Origin of the sequence: Massilia sp. 2TAF26, from assembly GCF_052115005.1 — a bacterium.
Classification (GTDB): domain Bacteria; phylum Pseudomonadota; class Gammaproteobacteria; order Burkholderiales; family Burkholderiaceae_D; genus Telluria.
In genome coordinates this window covers 1-13479 of record NZ_JBFRFV010000042.1, presented here as the reverse complement: position 1 = coordinate 13479, position 13479 = coordinate 1, and the positions used below count along the sequence as shown (strand labels likewise).

The 13479-nt window shown below is 52.8% G+C and carries 15 protein-coding genes; 9 read left to right on the top strand and 6 right to left on the bottom strand.

All coding sequences use genetic code 11. From position 1 onward, the window contains the following. Positions 1-67: 67 nt before the first annotated feature. Positions 68-1216 (top strand): Fic family protein, encoded by a 1149-nt coding sequence (locus AB4Z32_RS25705; RefSeq protein ID WP_442124692.1) that lies wholly within the window; start codon positions 68-70, stop codon positions 1214-1216. 430 nt (positions 1217-1646) lie between these two features. On the opposite strand, the gene AB4Z32_RS25700 is transcribed toward AB4Z32_RS25705, so the two are convergent. Continuing rightward, positions 1647-1895, bottom strand: a complete 249-nt coding sequence (locus tag AB4Z32_RS25700; RefSeq protein WP_442124691.1) for a helix-turn-helix transcriptional regulator — start codon at positions 1893-1895, stop codon at positions 1647-1649. A gap of 532 nt (positions 1896-2427) precedes the next feature. On the opposite strand from AB4Z32_RS25700, the gene AB4Z32_RS25695 reads away from it, so the two are divergent. Further along, complete coding sequence (locus AB4Z32_RS25695) at positions 2428-3126, top strand: tyrosine-type recombinase/integrase (protein WP_442124690.1); 699 nt, start codon at positions 2428-2430, stop codon at positions 3124-3126. Positions 3127-3351: 225 nt separating this feature from the next. Next, entirely contained in the window at positions 3352-5094 is a 1743-nt protein-coding gene (locus AB4Z32_RS25690) for a P-loop NTPase fold protein (protein WP_442124689.1), read from the top strand. Positions 5095-5629: 535 nt separating this feature from the next. Here the strand turns inward: AB4Z32_RS25690 and AB4Z32_RS25685 are convergent. Next, the gene (locus AB4Z32_RS25685) at positions 5630-6097 is read right to left on the bottom strand and encodes a hypothetical protein (protein ID WP_442124688.1); all 468 of its coding nucleotides are present in this window, start codon (positions 6095-6097) and stop codon (positions 5630-5632) included. Positions 6098-6349: 252 nt separating this feature from the next. On the opposite strand from AB4Z32_RS25685, the gene gmtX reads away from it, so the two are divergent. Then, complete coding sequence (gene gmtX, locus AB4Z32_RS25680) at positions 6350-7012, top strand: gamma-mobile-trio protein GmtX (RefSeq protein ID WP_442124708.1); 663 nt, start codon at positions 6350-6352, stop codon at positions 7010-7012. Between the two features lie 85 nt (positions 7013-7097). Here the strand turns inward: gmtX and AB4Z32_RS25675 are convergent, their stop codons facing one another. From AB4Z32_RS25675 to AB4Z32_RS25660, 4 genes are all read right to left on the bottom strand, one after another. Next, a complete protein-coding gene (locus AB4Z32_RS25675) occupies positions 7098-7616 on the bottom strand; it encodes a hypothetical protein (RefSeq protein ID WP_442124687.1) in 519 nt (172 codons plus the stop codon). Positions 7617-7710: 94 nt separating this feature from the next. Continuing rightward, complete coding sequence (locus AB4Z32_RS25670; RefSeq protein ID WP_442124686.1) at positions 7711-8472, bottom strand: hypothetical protein; 762 nt, start codon at positions 8470-8472, stop codon at positions 7711-7713. Positions 8473-8493: 21 nt separating this feature from the next. Continuing rightward, positions 8494-8895 carry a hypothetical protein gene (locus tag AB4Z32_RS25665; protein ID WP_442124685.1) on the bottom strand — a complete coding sequence of 134 codons (402 nt, stop codon included), beginning with the start codon at positions 8893-8895 and terminating at the stop codon, positions 8494-8496. A gap of 179 nt (positions 8896-9074) precedes the next feature. Beyond that, entirely contained in the window at positions 9075-10145 is a 1071-nt protein-coding gene (locus tag AB4Z32_RS25660) for a pesticin C-terminus-like muramidase (RefSeq protein ID WP_442124707.1), read from the bottom strand. A 375-nt stretch (positions 10146-10520) separates the two neighbouring features. On the opposite strand from AB4Z32_RS25660, the gene AB4Z32_RS25655 reads away from it, so the two are divergent. The 5 genes from AB4Z32_RS25655 to AB4Z32_RS25635 all read left to right on the top strand — a co-directional run bounded on the left by AB4Z32_RS25655 (position 10521) and on the right by AB4Z32_RS25635 (position 13347). Beyond that, positions 10521-11096, top strand: a complete 576-nt coding sequence (locus AB4Z32_RS25655) for a hypothetical protein (RefSeq protein ID WP_442124684.1) — start codon at positions 10521-10523, stop codon at positions 11094-11096. Positions 11097-11112: 16 nt separating this feature from the next. Beyond that, positions 11113-11925, top strand: coding sequence for a hypothetical protein (locus AB4Z32_RS25650; protein WP_442124683.1), 813 nt, complete (start codon positions 11113-11115; stop codon positions 11923-11925). 9 nt (positions 11926-11934) lie between these two features. Next, positions 11935-12168 (top strand): hypothetical protein, encoded by a 234-nt coding sequence (locus AB4Z32_RS25645; protein ID WP_442124682.1) that lies wholly within the window; start codon positions 11935-11937, stop codon positions 12166-12168. A gap of 105 nt (positions 12169-12273) precedes the next feature. Further along, positions 12274-12834: a hypothetical protein gene (locus tag AB4Z32_RS25640; RefSeq protein ID WP_442124681.1), complete on the top strand. Its 561-nt coding sequence runs from the start codon at positions 12274-12276 to the stop codon at positions 12832-12834. A 15-nt stretch (positions 12835-12849) separates the two neighbouring features. Beyond that, entirely contained in the window at positions 12850-13347 is a 498-nt protein-coding gene (locus AB4Z32_RS25635) for a hypothetical protein (RefSeq protein WP_442124680.1), read from the top strand. Positions 13348-13479: the final 132 nt, after the last annotated feature.

The window sequence follows — 13479 nt, the reverse complement described above, 5'->3', positions numbered from 1 at the left end:
TCTCAGTGCGGACAGTCATGCTCACTCCGGCATTGGCAATGCGGCGATTAATCCGTACAATCACCGCATGAACTGCGGCGATTACACCTATATCTGGCAGGCCCCGGACTGGCCGGACTGGCGCTACGACCTTGCGGCGCTGGTGTCGCCGCTTGCGCAGGTCAGTCAGCGTCAGGGCCTGCTGCTGGGCAGGCTTGCCGACATCGGCCTTGGTTTGCGCGACCAAGCCAGTCTGGCCGCATTGACCGACGACGTGATCAAGACCAGCGAAATCGAAGGCGAACATCTGAATGTCGCCTCGGTACGTTCATCCATTGCACGGCGCCTGGGCGTCGAGATCGGTTCGCTGGCGCCGGTGGATAGGCACGTCGAGGGCGTGGTCGAGATGGTGCTGGATGCTACCATCAACAGTTCTTCGCCGTTGACGCAGGAGCGTTTGTTCGGCTGGCATGCGGCGCTTTTCCCGACCGGCTACTCTGGCCTGAGCAAGATAAGCTCCGGCACATGGCGCGACGATGCGCACGGTCCGATGCAAGTCGTGTCCGGGCCCATGGGGCGGCAACGCGTGCACTACGAAGCGCCACCGGCGCCGCGCGTGGCTGGCGAGATGGAAGGCTTCCTTGCATGGGTCAACGCACCGGTCCAGGCCGAGCCGGCACTGATTCGCGCCGGGCTGGGGCATCTCTGGTTCGTGACCCTGCACCCATTCGACGATGGCAATGGGCGTATCGCGCGCGCCATCGGCGATCTGTTGCTGGCGCGCGCCGATGGCAGTCCGCAGCGCTTCTACAGCCTGTCGGCGCAGATCCAGCGCGAGCGCAAGGCGTACTACGACATCCTCGAACGCACGCAAAAAGCTGGCCTGGATGTGACCGAATGGCTGCTGTGGTTCCTGCAGATGCTCGGCGAGGCTGTGGACCTGGCCCACAACGCGCTTGATGCCGTGCTGGAAAAGGCTCACTTCTGGCAGCGGGTTTCGGGCGTGGCGCTCAACGAGCGGCAAGTCAAGATCATCAATCGTTTGCTCGATGGTTTCGAGGGCAAGCTCACCAGCAGCAAGTGGGCGGCAATCGCAAAATCGTCGACCGATACTGCGCTGCGTGACATCAACGAGTTGGTTGAACTGGGCATCCTGCAGCGGTCCGGCGCTGGAGGGCGTAGCACTAGCTATGACCTGGTGCAACGGTCAGTGTCTCCGCTGCCTTCAGCTTTGTGAGAAGTGGATAGTGCGGATGGCGGCTAGTGCCGGCTATCGTGGCGGCATCCAAATTTCGTCATGACGAAATCGCGGAGTTCGTCATGACGAATTTTTTTCTTCGCGACAACTGTCCAAATACGGCGATCTCGTACAAGGTATCGGCAAATATGGGTAACTGCCTAGGTTTTGTGCGGAATGGGAACATGAACCACTAGGCGAACGAATCCTGAAACTGGCGCGATCCGAAGGCTGCCCCCGCGTACGCGCGACGTAGACACCGCCGGCGCATTGTGCGCTGTGCTCGCATCGTTCACCGAATACAGCCGGCCACTCAAGCTTGGGCGCGGCCTGCATGTCTTGGCTGACCGCTCGACATCGGTCTACGACAGCTTCGCCGAGGTCGCCGCACGAAGCGAACGGGGCACGCAATGCCTGCGGTCCGTGCTGGCTACGAATCAGGCCGACTGGCACGGATGCACTGGATTGCCCACTGTTCGACTTCACATCTGATCCAGGCCGACGACCTGCCTTGAAGCTTCACGGGTTTCGGGAAGTTTCCTTTCTTGATCGCCTCGTAGATGCTGCTGCGTGATCTGCCGCAGATGGCCAGTACTTCCTTTAGTCTGATGAATTGCACGCCTGGACGATCGCTCGATGCGCGGCGTTCGACAGCCACATCAAAAGCTTGTTGATTCATGGTTGCCTCCAAAGAAAGTGAATGAGGCATCGTGGTTACGTCAGGCCAGTGGTTCAGGTACCGAAATCTGCTCGTACGGACAAGGCTTACTGACGGACATGGAGTCGGGTACCCACAATGCACGACCAGTTTGCTGGCACGTGGCTGCTAAGACATTGTGCCAATACCTATGCGCGTTACATGTCCCAAGGATCGAACGCGTTGAAGACGGTTTATTGAGTTTAGGTTTGGGGGCAGGATAGACTGGCGTCTTGAATGTTTAATCTCTTCGAGATCAAACATTTGGTCCTCGTCCCTTAGGGACTGCGGGTCTTGTAACGTATGCCTCAGCTTGTACCGGTTCGCCACGACGAACTTCGGCCGATCGCTCGATATTTGAGCCAAAGTGCCCATTGCACGGTCGTGCAATGCACCGTGCATGATGGCGTACTTTTCCGAGGACTGCCGCATTCAGGCCGTGTTATGCTGGAAAAAGAGTCTATTCACGACTCTCTCTGAATCCGTTTCCGATCAGTCCTATTCAGAGGTTCACATGGCCCAAGCCACCTCGCTCCAACCGGGGCAAATCCGTCACCTTCTCCGCGTCACTGCGGCCACTAGCAGACATCCAGGGCGAGATACCCTTGTCCTCCTACTAGGCTTAACTGCAGGCATGCGCGTGACCGAAATCGCACAGATCGAAGTGCAAGACGTGCTGTTCCCGTTGGGCGCGCTTCGCGAAGAGATCAGCCTGCGCGCAGCGATCACCAAAGGATGCCGGCAACGCTGCATCTATCTGAGCCACGCAAAGGCCATTGACGCAATCGATCAATACCTAGGCTACCGGATTGCGCGGCGCCTGCGAACGACCGGCGATCCGAGCCGCTACCGAGGCCTTGAACCGGCAAGCACGCTGATCCTGACACACAAGGGTTATAAGTTCCATCTCAATACGAAGCGCAGGGTGAGCTGGGCCGGCGAGCCAGTCTATTACCTTGCGTGCGACAGCTTGCAATCACACGTCACAAAGCTGTACAGGGACGCCGGGATACGAGGCGGCTCCTCGCACAGCGGCCGACGCACGATGGCGTCCAGGTTAATCCAGCAAGGAGCGCATGTGGAAACCGTCCAGCTGCCACTCGGACACGCCGAACTATATGCCAGTGAATCCGATGTAATATTTGCGAGCAAATTCACAAAGAACCGGGCGTCTAGCCCGTTTTTTTTGTTCAGCCAGCAAACATTATGCTAGTACACATGTGACATTCTCATATATGCGCTCGAGTGCGCATGAACGTGAAAAGCACCTGCAACCACTTACTTGCTTTGATAGCAACATGCCGGGTACACTCTGTAGCTCTGAAAGGCCGGGTTCAGCTAGGATCGGTCATCTAGGGCCAAGGCTCTCAGTCTACGAACAAAATTAGGGCTGATCTGACCTAGGGTGCCTCTGTCGTGTTCACCGAAGGATGAGCGCATGTCTCTATCAAGAACGAAGGAGCGGTTGATCCGCTTGCTCGGGCAGGACGATAACCGTGTTATCGCGCTTTCGGGCAAGTGGGGCACGGGCAAGACGCATCTGTGGAACGAGGTCAAGGATTCATCTGACGACCAGAAGGTGACGAAGGCACTCTACGTATCGCTGTTCGGCCTCTCGAGCGTCGATCAGGTCAAGCGCAAGCTGATCGAATCGGCCATCCCAGGCGTCGAATCGCATGGCGGCGTGTTCGATGGCATCAAGAGCATCTTTAACGCCGGTGTGACTGCCGCCTCGCAGCACTACAAGGCAATGGCCGCCCTCAAGGACCTCAACGTGTTGTTAATGGCCCCGGTGGTGCTTCGAGACAAGCTCATAGTCATCGACGACATCGAGCGCAAGCACGCGAAACTCGGTATCGACGAAGTCCTGGGCTTCATCGACGACTACTCTAAGCAGTTCCGCGTGAGGTTTGTCTTAGTGCTGAACGACGACCAGCTATCCACAGACGGCGACCAGGCGAAACTATGGGCGACGTTTCGCGAAAAGGTTATCGACGAGGAAGTAAGGCTGTCGACCTCCCCGGAGGAGGCGTTCTCGATCGCCATCAACCTAACGTCATCGAAATACGCGGAGGCGCTGGGGCGAGCTATTGCGGTCTGCGGACTTACTAACATCCGCATAGTAGGCAAGGTGGTGAAGACCACCAACCAGATCTTGAACGGCCGAGATTTGGATCAGGCGATCCAGGCGCGGGTAGTGCCGTCGATCGTTCTGTTTTCCTCGATCCATTACCGGGGCATATCAGACGGGCCCGACTTCCAATTCGCGTTGAACGTGGCGAACCCGGACTGGATACGTTTCGGCCGGGACAAGAACGCAGAGCCAACCGAGCAGGAGAAGCGCGAGGACCGCTGGCGCTTGCTCATGCAAGAACTCGGCATCCACGGATGCGATGAATTCGAGAAAGTGCTCGTCGAATTCTTAGAGTCCGGGTTGTTTGATGCGGACCGGGTGCAGGCCATCGTCGACCGATACGTCGCCGAGACGCAGGCGCTGCAAATCAGGCAGGCGGCGCGCGACTTCTTGAACCGGGCGTTCTGGGACCATCGGGTGAGCGATGCAGATCTGCTGAGGGAGGCCAGCCAGTTCCCCGCTAGAGCCGAATTGCTGGATCCCTACGTCGCGACCCAGCTCTACGACACTCTTTCCGAGCTACCTGATGGGAAGGCGCTTGGCCAAGCTATCGTCGACGCGTGGATTGCTGCCTTCGAGACGGGGGACCACCACGATGTCGAGGACGACAACCCGTTCAACAACCCGATCCATCCAGACATCAAGGCGTCGTTCGATGCCGCAAAGGCGCGCGTCCAAGCGAGGGCAACGGTGGTCGACGCCTGCATCGACATCGTCGATAACAGCGGGTGGGGCACGCTCCAAGAGGTGGCGATGAAGCGGGCCACGGCCGAGGATTTCGATGCCGCAATACGAGGCATGGACATAGACACGCTGCGTCGGTTCATGCGACGGATGATCGAAATGCGCCTTCAACGGGCGACTTACGACGCTCATTTCGGAACGGCGACCCAGCACTTCATTGAGGCCTGTCGCGCAATTTTGAATGACGCGAACTCCCCTCGACTCGCCAGTTTGATTAAGAAGCTCTTCGAAAGGACCGCATTGGCGGTGGAGCTCACCCCGCCGCCAGCCGCACAGGCTGAACCTGTCGTGAAGGGCGACTAGCTGAAATCTCAACCGGGCGGCTTCCGCTTCTTGGACATGTCGAGCTCACCCAGCATGTAGCGCGCGACCGCGCGCACAACTGCTATAGCGGCTTCCCTTACACGAGGCCCCAATCGGGCTGGACAACCGCATCTCATAAGCCAGGATCTATTTCTATATGTCAGCTAAGCCTGGTTCCTGTCTGTTGCGAAAGTCCGTGAACTTTGCAGCTCGACAACATGCTATGCTTGGCCGAACGGCCGAGATCGGCCACAAGCGGTCCTACAAGGCAGATGACCACAAGGCCAGCTTCCACACGCCTATTTGTTGTGGCCGGCGGGCTCGTCGCCTGGCACTGGCCGTGGCACGGTGAGCGAGGCGTTAGACGTGCTTTCCGATGACTTGGTGGCGGCCAGGAAGACCGGTGGCGACCACTAGGCCGGACAGCTAGAGACAATAGCCAGCAAATGTTTGTGTACCTGGACAGATACGTTCGCGTACAAACAAACACCGGCCGTGACCGGTGCTATCAGTGCCTGGGCTTCTACATCGGAATCTACTTCTGCTTTACAAGAAAGGCTCTTGTACGTTTCCGCTCATTCTCCAGACTTTGGAGCGCGACATCGACTGTATCCCACTCTTGCAAACCCTGTAGTATCGCGCCGACCATGAGTTGATCGGCTCTGTCTTGGCTAGCATACGAATCGATGTTGGTTACCCTATATCCATACTCAGTAGTAGCGATGCCCGTATCTATATCCTTCACTGAAAGAGCTGCCCAACCGATAGATTTGTTTTGCATAACAGTCGATTGCGCGACAATGCGAATTTCAGCATGCGCTTGCTTGAATTTCTCGCACAGCCAATCGTATCGCTCTCCTGTAAATAAATGCTCATTCGGTCCACCATGATATTTTTCGTACTTAGCATGATCGCTCTTATTGAAATCCATTTTTAAGTTGCAGTCAGCATATGCATACGAAATGAACATTGAAAAAAACGATAAGAGTAATAGTTTTTTCATTTATTGTTTGCAGCAAGGCAAGAGATTGCGGTAAAAAGTTCTACGATATCAAAGAAATTACTGTGTGGCAATGTTTTGCGGCTTTGGAAAATCCAAATGCAACAGCTTGCATCCTTAGATGCGTATTGGGACCGCGCTAGCGACTTGGGTGACGCCAGCATGGTCGAGGCGTCGAGATAAGAAAGTGGCGCAGGCTTCGGTAAAGAGGCCTCTACAGAGACCAAAGTTGAGACGAGCACATCGCCGTTTGGCCTGGCCCGAGAGTTCAACGGATACCTTCACGATCGCTTAGTCCGCTTCGGGTCGACAGTTGCAGTACACTGGCCGGCAGCAACCGGCCAGTCGCTTTGGTTGATCTACCGGCTCTGCGAGGAACAGCATGATCGCGGCAGTAGCGACTTTTCGATTGCAACTACGGGCCGTCTCTCCGCCGCGGTCGGTGGGCCATCAGCAGCTGCGATCAGAAACAAGACGGGCGACGACTATAAGGCGCTCATCAAGATCTACGCCGAGGCCGTGGGCGGCAAGGCAAAGAAGGTGACGGCGCGGAAGGATTCGATCCTGGATGAGATCCTGGAAGGCGTTTCCGACCCAGTGCTGCGGACCCGAATCGGAATCCTCCTTGCCGAACTTGAATCAGCTCGTGGCCAGGTAACAGCGCTACGGCATCTGGCCGGCGAGACAGCTGTGCTGCACTTGGATGTGCGGGAAGCTGTGCAGCCCGACGTCGTTGTGCCGTCCTCCATCGAGCTTTCCAAACAGGAGCGCAACGCTCTGGAGCGCGCCATCGCGCCGGCGACGTTGGAGCACTGGGGATGGATGGCAGAAACCAATGGTCGGGTGAAGACAGACGCTGGCCAGGTTGTCTATCCAGCGGGCTATCTTACGGCAATTCAGAAGGTGCTCGGGCAGTGAACGCCAAATTCGGCTCTGTTCAAATATCATAGTCATAACCTAGCAAGGCTTGTTGCGTGGTGCTTGTGACATACGGAGTGCATAATTATAAAGAGCTTGGCCAAATATAGCGGGGCAACGAAGAAGGCAGGGCCCCAATAATCAAGGTAATCTCCGCCTTCGGCGTTAGATCAATACGACTTGGATCTCCAAAATATTCTGTTGCAATAGAGGCGTTAGGGCCCTGCACAAAAGCACGGACCGGCCTATTGATCTCAGCTAATGTCGTTTGCGATAGTGGTTGCCCCCAGACAGAGAAAAAGTCGCCCAAATTAAATGTCTTTGTCCTATCACTTTCGATGTGAATGATTCCGGAACGATCATGTGTATGCAGCTCATACGCGCATCCCTGGAGTCCGATATCAGCAGGTACGGAAAGAAAAATCCCATCGACAATTACTGTCAGGTGCACATGTTGGTGATAATTTTCATTGAGTGCACACCGTACATTAGTAAATGCCTGCCCGTGTCCTCCAATTACTGTACTCCCGTCCGGCCAGTGGGACTCACCAATCTTTTCCCCTTGTGTCAGGTTATGGGGATTAGCCGATAAGGGAGGAATCATAGCAGAGGTTTCGGGGCTACTTTTTTCTTCACCACTACTACCTCCGCCGCATCCCGCGATAAGGCAAGAAAATACTATCGCACATCCAAACGATCTAATTCTTAACATCATATTCTGTACGACGCCATTTCAAGTAGATATTTAACAATTCTAGTTCAGCGGCCGCGGCCACGAGATTAGACATATAAGCAACGAACTCAGTAATTTCCTCATTAATTAGAAAACGATGTGAATATTTAATGAACCGCTCCCGGTCACGATAAATTAAAAAAGCGAGCGGAAGGTCGTGCCCGCTCCACAACCCAGTATGATTCAACGCCTTCGATAACAGAGACCGGGCCGCCCTGCCATTGCCATCTTTAAATGGATGAATACCAGCGAAGATCCCGAAGCCGATAATTAGCGGGGAAATTCTTTTACGCGAAACTTCCTTAGACAGGTATGATCTCAACGCACTCAACGCGGGGCTGATATGAGTAAATTCTAAGTAACAAATTGACTTCTTTTTCGCAGTGGTGTAGCCAAACACCGGACTTCGTCGAATAAAACGACTTTCCGGAATATAACTGTCCTCGCGCGCCAGAATGCTGACAGGAGTAAGAAGCCATTCCAGAACGAATCGATGCTGGGGTTTATATAGAAACTCTTTGAGTGAAAGCGAAATAATTCTGTTATTGGAAATTTCGCAATCAAATGACTTAACAAATGGAAGTGAGTTAATATCCCAATTGCCAGGAAAGTCGTTCTTGTAAAACGACAGTTTTCGTAAATGCACCTCAACGCTCTCATCCTCATAATGGGATGAGCTGTCTTTTAATATTGATGCCACATGTTTTAACTCTACTTTGTCTTTCATCTTCGTTGTAAACTGCAAGATTTATTGAGCTCGAATCACGTCGATAATAATTTCTCCAGGCCCCTTCGCAGCGGCCCAAACTTTAAGTTTGTGCAAACTATTAACCTCTTTTTCGAGATTTTTAACGGTAAACTCGTAACGAAAAATAAATATACGGTAAGTCGGCGTAGTATCACAACGAATCGGGGGCGATTGTGGTAGTTTCATTAAGGTCTGCGCGTTCTCGATGACATAATAGTAGCAGCGGAAATTTCGAATCCCCAGCCCGAGAAGCCGATCGCCCGCTTCATTAAAGACTACGCCTAGCTTCTCATCGCAGCTTTGAATCCGGCAAGTGTCATAAACCTGATTTCTATCAAAATTTTCAGATTGATTGGGCCCCATGAATGTCGTTACGACATCAGAAACTAGAATATTTGGCATGTAGCTATCTATTCGACTTCCCTCAAATATCCTTTTGCTTTCAGAGGTTATTAATTTTCGAGCATTCTTCTCATCAAGACTTTGTGCGTTCGATTGAGAAAACACAAAGAGAAAAAAAATTATAAATATATTTCGCATTTCAACTAACAAGCACTCGTAAGAGTGCTTGTCTCCATAAGTCAGCAAACTGGAAGTTTGCCATTATTCAAGGCAGACTGAAGATAATCAGCTTCAAGGTTCCGCCTAGGCCCATAATCGTCACCAAAATTCCTAAGTTCCGCTATGGCAGCTCCCCAATCTTTGTGTATCACATCATTCCAGAAATTAGGCGTAGCGATCGCAAGGCTTCCGTATTGAAACGAGACACTTGCTATGATTGTTTGGGCTGCCCCTGGCAACTTATAGAATGCTCCATAACCAACAGCGTTGTCATACGCGACAATCAAGTTCACTGCCTTATCCGAATGTACTTGAGCGTTTATTAGCATTTCTTCGCTTTGAGTTATGTGAAGTCCTACCTGACTGAGCTTATCAACAGCGAGTTGGCCTTTTAAAGTAGCGAACGGCAATAGTCGAGCAGTTAGATCGGCGCCTAGGTTCAGGTCTCTAATTTCCTGAGCGCTATGTTGGCCGATATCAAATCCAGAGCCAATAGTCACGCCGGATTTGCCGAGTGGCACACCATCCTTCGACGGCACGTTTCCGTCGAGATTGTGGCCTTCTCTGGCTTCAATAAACGCCCAATCAATCACTTGACTGAGAAAGCAATTACCTGAGCCTGGCGGAGGCGTACTTCCTGATGCCCCGCCATCGAGTAGGTAGCTATATTCTGCATCATTCATGTAGTAATCTGGGAAATTCCAAAAACTAGGAATCTTATGACCGATTACCTCAACTTGTTGTATACCATAGCTTGGAAGATTGGAGCCAAAAGCATCGAAGTAGTAGTTATCAGTAGGCTCCCATCCCCACCACCCTTGTTCAGGGCCGGTAGTTGATGACATTGTTGTCGGGGGATCATCAGGGCGCAATTTTATATTGCCGTTATCTTGCAGTGCGCTCTTTGTCATAAAACCGACAAGGCCAAACTGTTGAGACTCTTTAATTTGAGGGGAACTTAAAACGAAATCGTGTAAATAACTGTTCTGACTTACATTTTTCGAGTTCTCTAGGCTATGGGCTTCAATATAAGAATTCCCATTGTGGACTGGCAATACTCCACTCGGCTCAGCTAAATATGCATCATGCATTTCCACAGTTCTCTCCCTCCGTTGAAGAAGAGACTTATTCTGTCATACGATGTTGCTTTGATTATATCGAATTGTCACAGGTTCTAAGAAATCTAGACTCAAATGTGATAGTTATAAGCCGGCAAGGTTTGTGGGGCAGTGCTTATGATATGAAGCACTTACAAGACCGGAGCTCAACCACGTCCGCCCATATCTTCAAGTGTCGCAAAAGAGGCTTGAAGAGATGTTCACCAACGTCCTCTAAGGCAGAGTCTGCATCACAACGCCAGTATCGCAACCAGCAGCCATACGGTTGCGATCGCTAAGTGAAATCCCGTCAACTTCTCATGGACCAGAAGTGCACGGAGTTATAAAATTGCACACACGAAATCTGCAATGGAAGACTTGGACCTAAATCCAATGGATATTGACGTCACACTGGACACACATCAGTCGGTCTACCGTGAGCGACTCCTCGAGCATCTTCTCATCGGAGATTTGTTGAAATACTCCTGGCTACATGCCGGTGCGACGCTGGAGGTTTCGCAGCCTTCGATCGACCGCTCAGGGCACGACGTAGTGTTAGAGGCGAATGGGGTGACGCGTCATGTGCAGTTGAAATCCTCGTCACGCGCTGCAACGACCCCGGCTCAGAAGGTGCATCTCCGCCTTGCCAGTAAGCCATCTGGATGCGTGGTATGGACACGCTTTGACCGATCCACTATGGAACTCGGCCCATTTCTCTTCTTTGGGGCCGAACCAGGACTACCGCTTCCGCCGCTAGACGCCTTCAACATGGCAAAGCACACAAAAGGCGACAAGAATGGGGTAAAAAAGGACCGACCGAACCTGCGCATTGTCCGAAAGTCGCAGTTCTGCGAAATCGCTGACATTCCAGCACTCTACAAGGTCTTGTTTGGCACAGATGTTGTCGACTTTGCTTCTGCCACGTTACGTCAGCAAGCTTCATAACCGAGAAATAGACGACATGGCCTTTATCCGAGATTACGCTGCAAAACCAGCGTGCGAGTTTAGTGCCGAGCTGAGGCAAGCCTGCGACGACTATCGGTATTTTATTCGGCATATTCTTAAGCCAGTTAGAGACGATCTACAGGCGAAGGTTAGGCAGAACACCGTTACGCTTCACGCGGCGTTCGGAGGCAATCTAATTGCCGCGCACAGCGTTGACTACCTTTTAGCGGTGAGAAATGCTGCTGGCATATCAGGAGACCGTAAGGACCTGATCGTTACCTTTGACGAGAAGTTTGTTGTCGCCGGAGCCTATATCCGTAACCGCAAGATGGAACTGATAGACGCGATCAACAATGGGCTTAAGCACATCCGCCTGCGTCCCAAACAGTATAGAGAGATTATCGAGCGCTATGGGCAGATTTCCGCCCGTAGCCTGAATGAGCACGACGGTCGTATCATGTGTCATCTCGCCCAGTATCGCTTTGATTACTGTCGCGTAGTGCTTATGCCAGCATTGACGGCATTGTCGAGCTGGGAGTTCCATGCTGACGGGGATGTCTTGGACTTCGCGAAAGGAGATCTCGATGTCGCTGCCAACCACACGTCACTGGATGTCTACGACCCGAGCGACCCATCTACAGCCATTGATCAGATGATCGAGCTGTGCGCCTCCCCATGTGCGAACTGCCAAGAAGGTCCTGACGACTGTGACTGCGCAGAGTATGTTTTTGCTGGGGAACAAGGACAGTATGAGCCGCTCCATGCAGCCTCGCCTGGCGAGCTCGATGCACTCCTGGCCCTGATATCTCCCTCATACCGCACTTCCTAGGAAAACCGTATGCAAAAGTTCGTGGCAAGTTTCCGGCTCGATAACCGACGCGACGACTACCAGCAAGCTGTCGACGCAATCGAGGTGAGCTTAGCAAAACACATGCTTGAGCCCGTTCGCATCTCGGTCTGGCAGCATCTGACTACGCTCTACCATATAACCGACTCCGACGGCCCAAAAGTAGCGCAGCTGGTTGCCTGTCTCTTCGACGATGGCTCGCTCGTCTACGCAGGACCAATGTGAGCAATAGGCAAAAGAAAACGCGGCGCCCGTGTTTCACGGTCGCGAAACTGAAGTACCGCGCCGAATGGCGCCCCAGCTGGCCGGCGCACGCATAAGGAAAGAATTATGGAAGAATGGTTGAAGGCGGGACGGAAGGCAGCCGAAGATATTGCAAATGGCGAGAAGGTCATCCGCGCCTGGGAAGTAGTGCTGAAATTCATATGGGAACACCAGTATGCAGGAGCGTGTCATGACACATCGGCCGTTCTTTACATGCTGCTCACTGAACTTGGTTTGTCGCCTTCTCTGAACATCGGCGAAGTACGGTCCCAGGTTGGCATCTTCGATCATTCATGGGTAGAGGTTGACGGATTGATTTTCGATGCTGCCGTGTGCCTTCCTCACCCAAACGGGCGTCAAGTCGGAGGGCCGGTCTTCGCGTCTATAGACCTGACTACGAATCGAAGGACGCAGCTAATCTACGGGGTCGAAAGCGGTGAGGGGTTTGGCCAGGATGCATTAGTCCCAGCATCAACCTCGTTACGCGAGTATGCCGCCATTCAGCCGCCACTCAATATCTGGTTATTGGTAGTGGCGTTTGCCGGCCGTATAGGCATGGACTTGACCTTTGCCGGTGTCGAGGACAAATTTGGCTCGGTAAGGCGGACCGTACGTAAGGCCGGTTAGGTTAAAGGAAACCGAATGCGAGCGATGAAAATCACATCTCTGAATTTATGTTACAGACGTGCCCGGCTGCAAAAAGCTACTACCCTTGCAAAAGGTTTCTCGTTCTTCGCTTTGGCCATTACGGCGACGACTGGGCATGCAGATGCAAGTGGGGCAAATTACGACCAGCTTGGCCAAGCTGTTGTGGCAAGTTTTGAATGCGCTACGCTTGCCGCCCACGCAAAGTACCGCGACGAGGAAGTTCGCTTAACTAGGTATGGGCTCTCAACTGGGAGAGCTTTTGTCGAAGCATACAATGCCGGGCGAGTCCCTGCTGCAGATTTCAATCGTGTCGACTTAATTTTGCCTATGGTGTTACGGGCTTGGTCTATCCACCAAAAAATGGATGTACCGGTAGATTTCTCTGTCGGAGGTATCTATGAAGAGATATGGAGCAGGACAACTTCTGACCTTGGCGAAAGAACCCGAAAAATGAAGGACCGTCGATCTGACTACATGTTTAGTTTCGTGTGATCATGTTCCGCGTCGTAGCTGGCCTTTGTTTCGTGCAAAGGCTATGCTGGCTGACTTGATTGCTGGGTTCAGCAGTCCCAGTGATCAATCCCACCAGGAGCAGTTTGCAGCATGAGTTCACGCATCCATCCG

What these genes read in the sequence shown, in the direction of transcription:
- AB4Z32_RS25705 (WP_442124692.1), top strand. Translation starts at nt 68, where the DNA reads ATGAACTGCGGCGATTACACCTATATCTGGCAGGCCCCGGACTGGCCG.
- AB4Z32_RS25700 (WP_442124691.1), bottom strand. Translation starts at nt 1,895, where the DNA reads ATGAATCAACAAGCTTTTGATGTGGCTGTCGAACGCCGCGCATCGAGC.
- AB4Z32_RS25695 (WP_442124690.1), top strand. Translation starts at nt 2,428, where the DNA reads ATGGCCCAAGCCACCTCGCTCCAACCGGGGCAAATCCGTCACCTTCTC.
- AB4Z32_RS25690 (WP_442124689.1), top strand. Translation starts at nt 3,352, where the DNA reads ATGTCTCTATCAAGAACGAAGGAGCGGTTGATCCGCTTGCTCGGGCAG.
- AB4Z32_RS25685 (WP_442124688.1), bottom strand. Translation starts at nt 6,097, where the DNA reads ATGAAAAAACTATTACTCTTATCGTTTTTTTCAATGTTCATTTCGTAT.
- AB4Z32_RS25675 (WP_442124687.1), bottom strand. Translation starts at nt 7,616, where the DNA reads ATGATTCCTCCCTTATCGGCTAATCCCCATAACCTGACACAAGGGGAA.
- AB4Z32_RS25670 (WP_442124686.1), bottom strand. Translation starts at nt 8,472, where the DNA reads ATGAAAGACAAAGTAGAGTTAAAACATGTGGCATCAATATTAAAAGAC.
- AB4Z32_RS25665 (WP_442124685.1), bottom strand. Translation starts at nt 8,895, where the DNA reads ATGCCAAATATTCTAGTTTCTGATGTCGTAACGACATTCATGGGGCCC.
- AB4Z32_RS25660 (WP_442124707.1), bottom strand. Translation starts at nt 10,145, where the DNA reads ATGCATGATGCATATTTAGCTGAGCCGAGTGGAGTATTGCCAGTCCAC.
- AB4Z32_RS25655 (WP_442124684.1), top strand. Translation starts at nt 10,521, where the DNA reads ATGGAAGACTTGGACCTAAATCCAATGGATATTGACGTCACACTGGAC.
- AB4Z32_RS25650 (WP_442124683.1), top strand. Translation starts at nt 11,113, where the DNA reads ATGGCCTTTATCCGAGATTACGCTGCAAAACCAGCGTGCGAGTTTAGT.
- AB4Z32_RS25645 (WP_442124682.1), top strand. Translation starts at nt 11,935, where the DNA reads ATGCAAAAGTTCGTGGCAAGTTTCCGGCTCGATAACCGACGCGACGAC.
- AB4Z32_RS25640 (WP_442124681.1), top strand. Translation starts at nt 12,274, where the DNA reads ATGGAAGAATGGTTGAAGGCGGGACGGAAGGCAGCCGAAGATATTGCA.
- AB4Z32_RS25635 (WP_442124680.1), top strand. Translation starts at nt 12,850, where the DNA reads ATGCGAGCGATGAAAATCACATCTCTGAATTTATGTTACAGACGTGCC.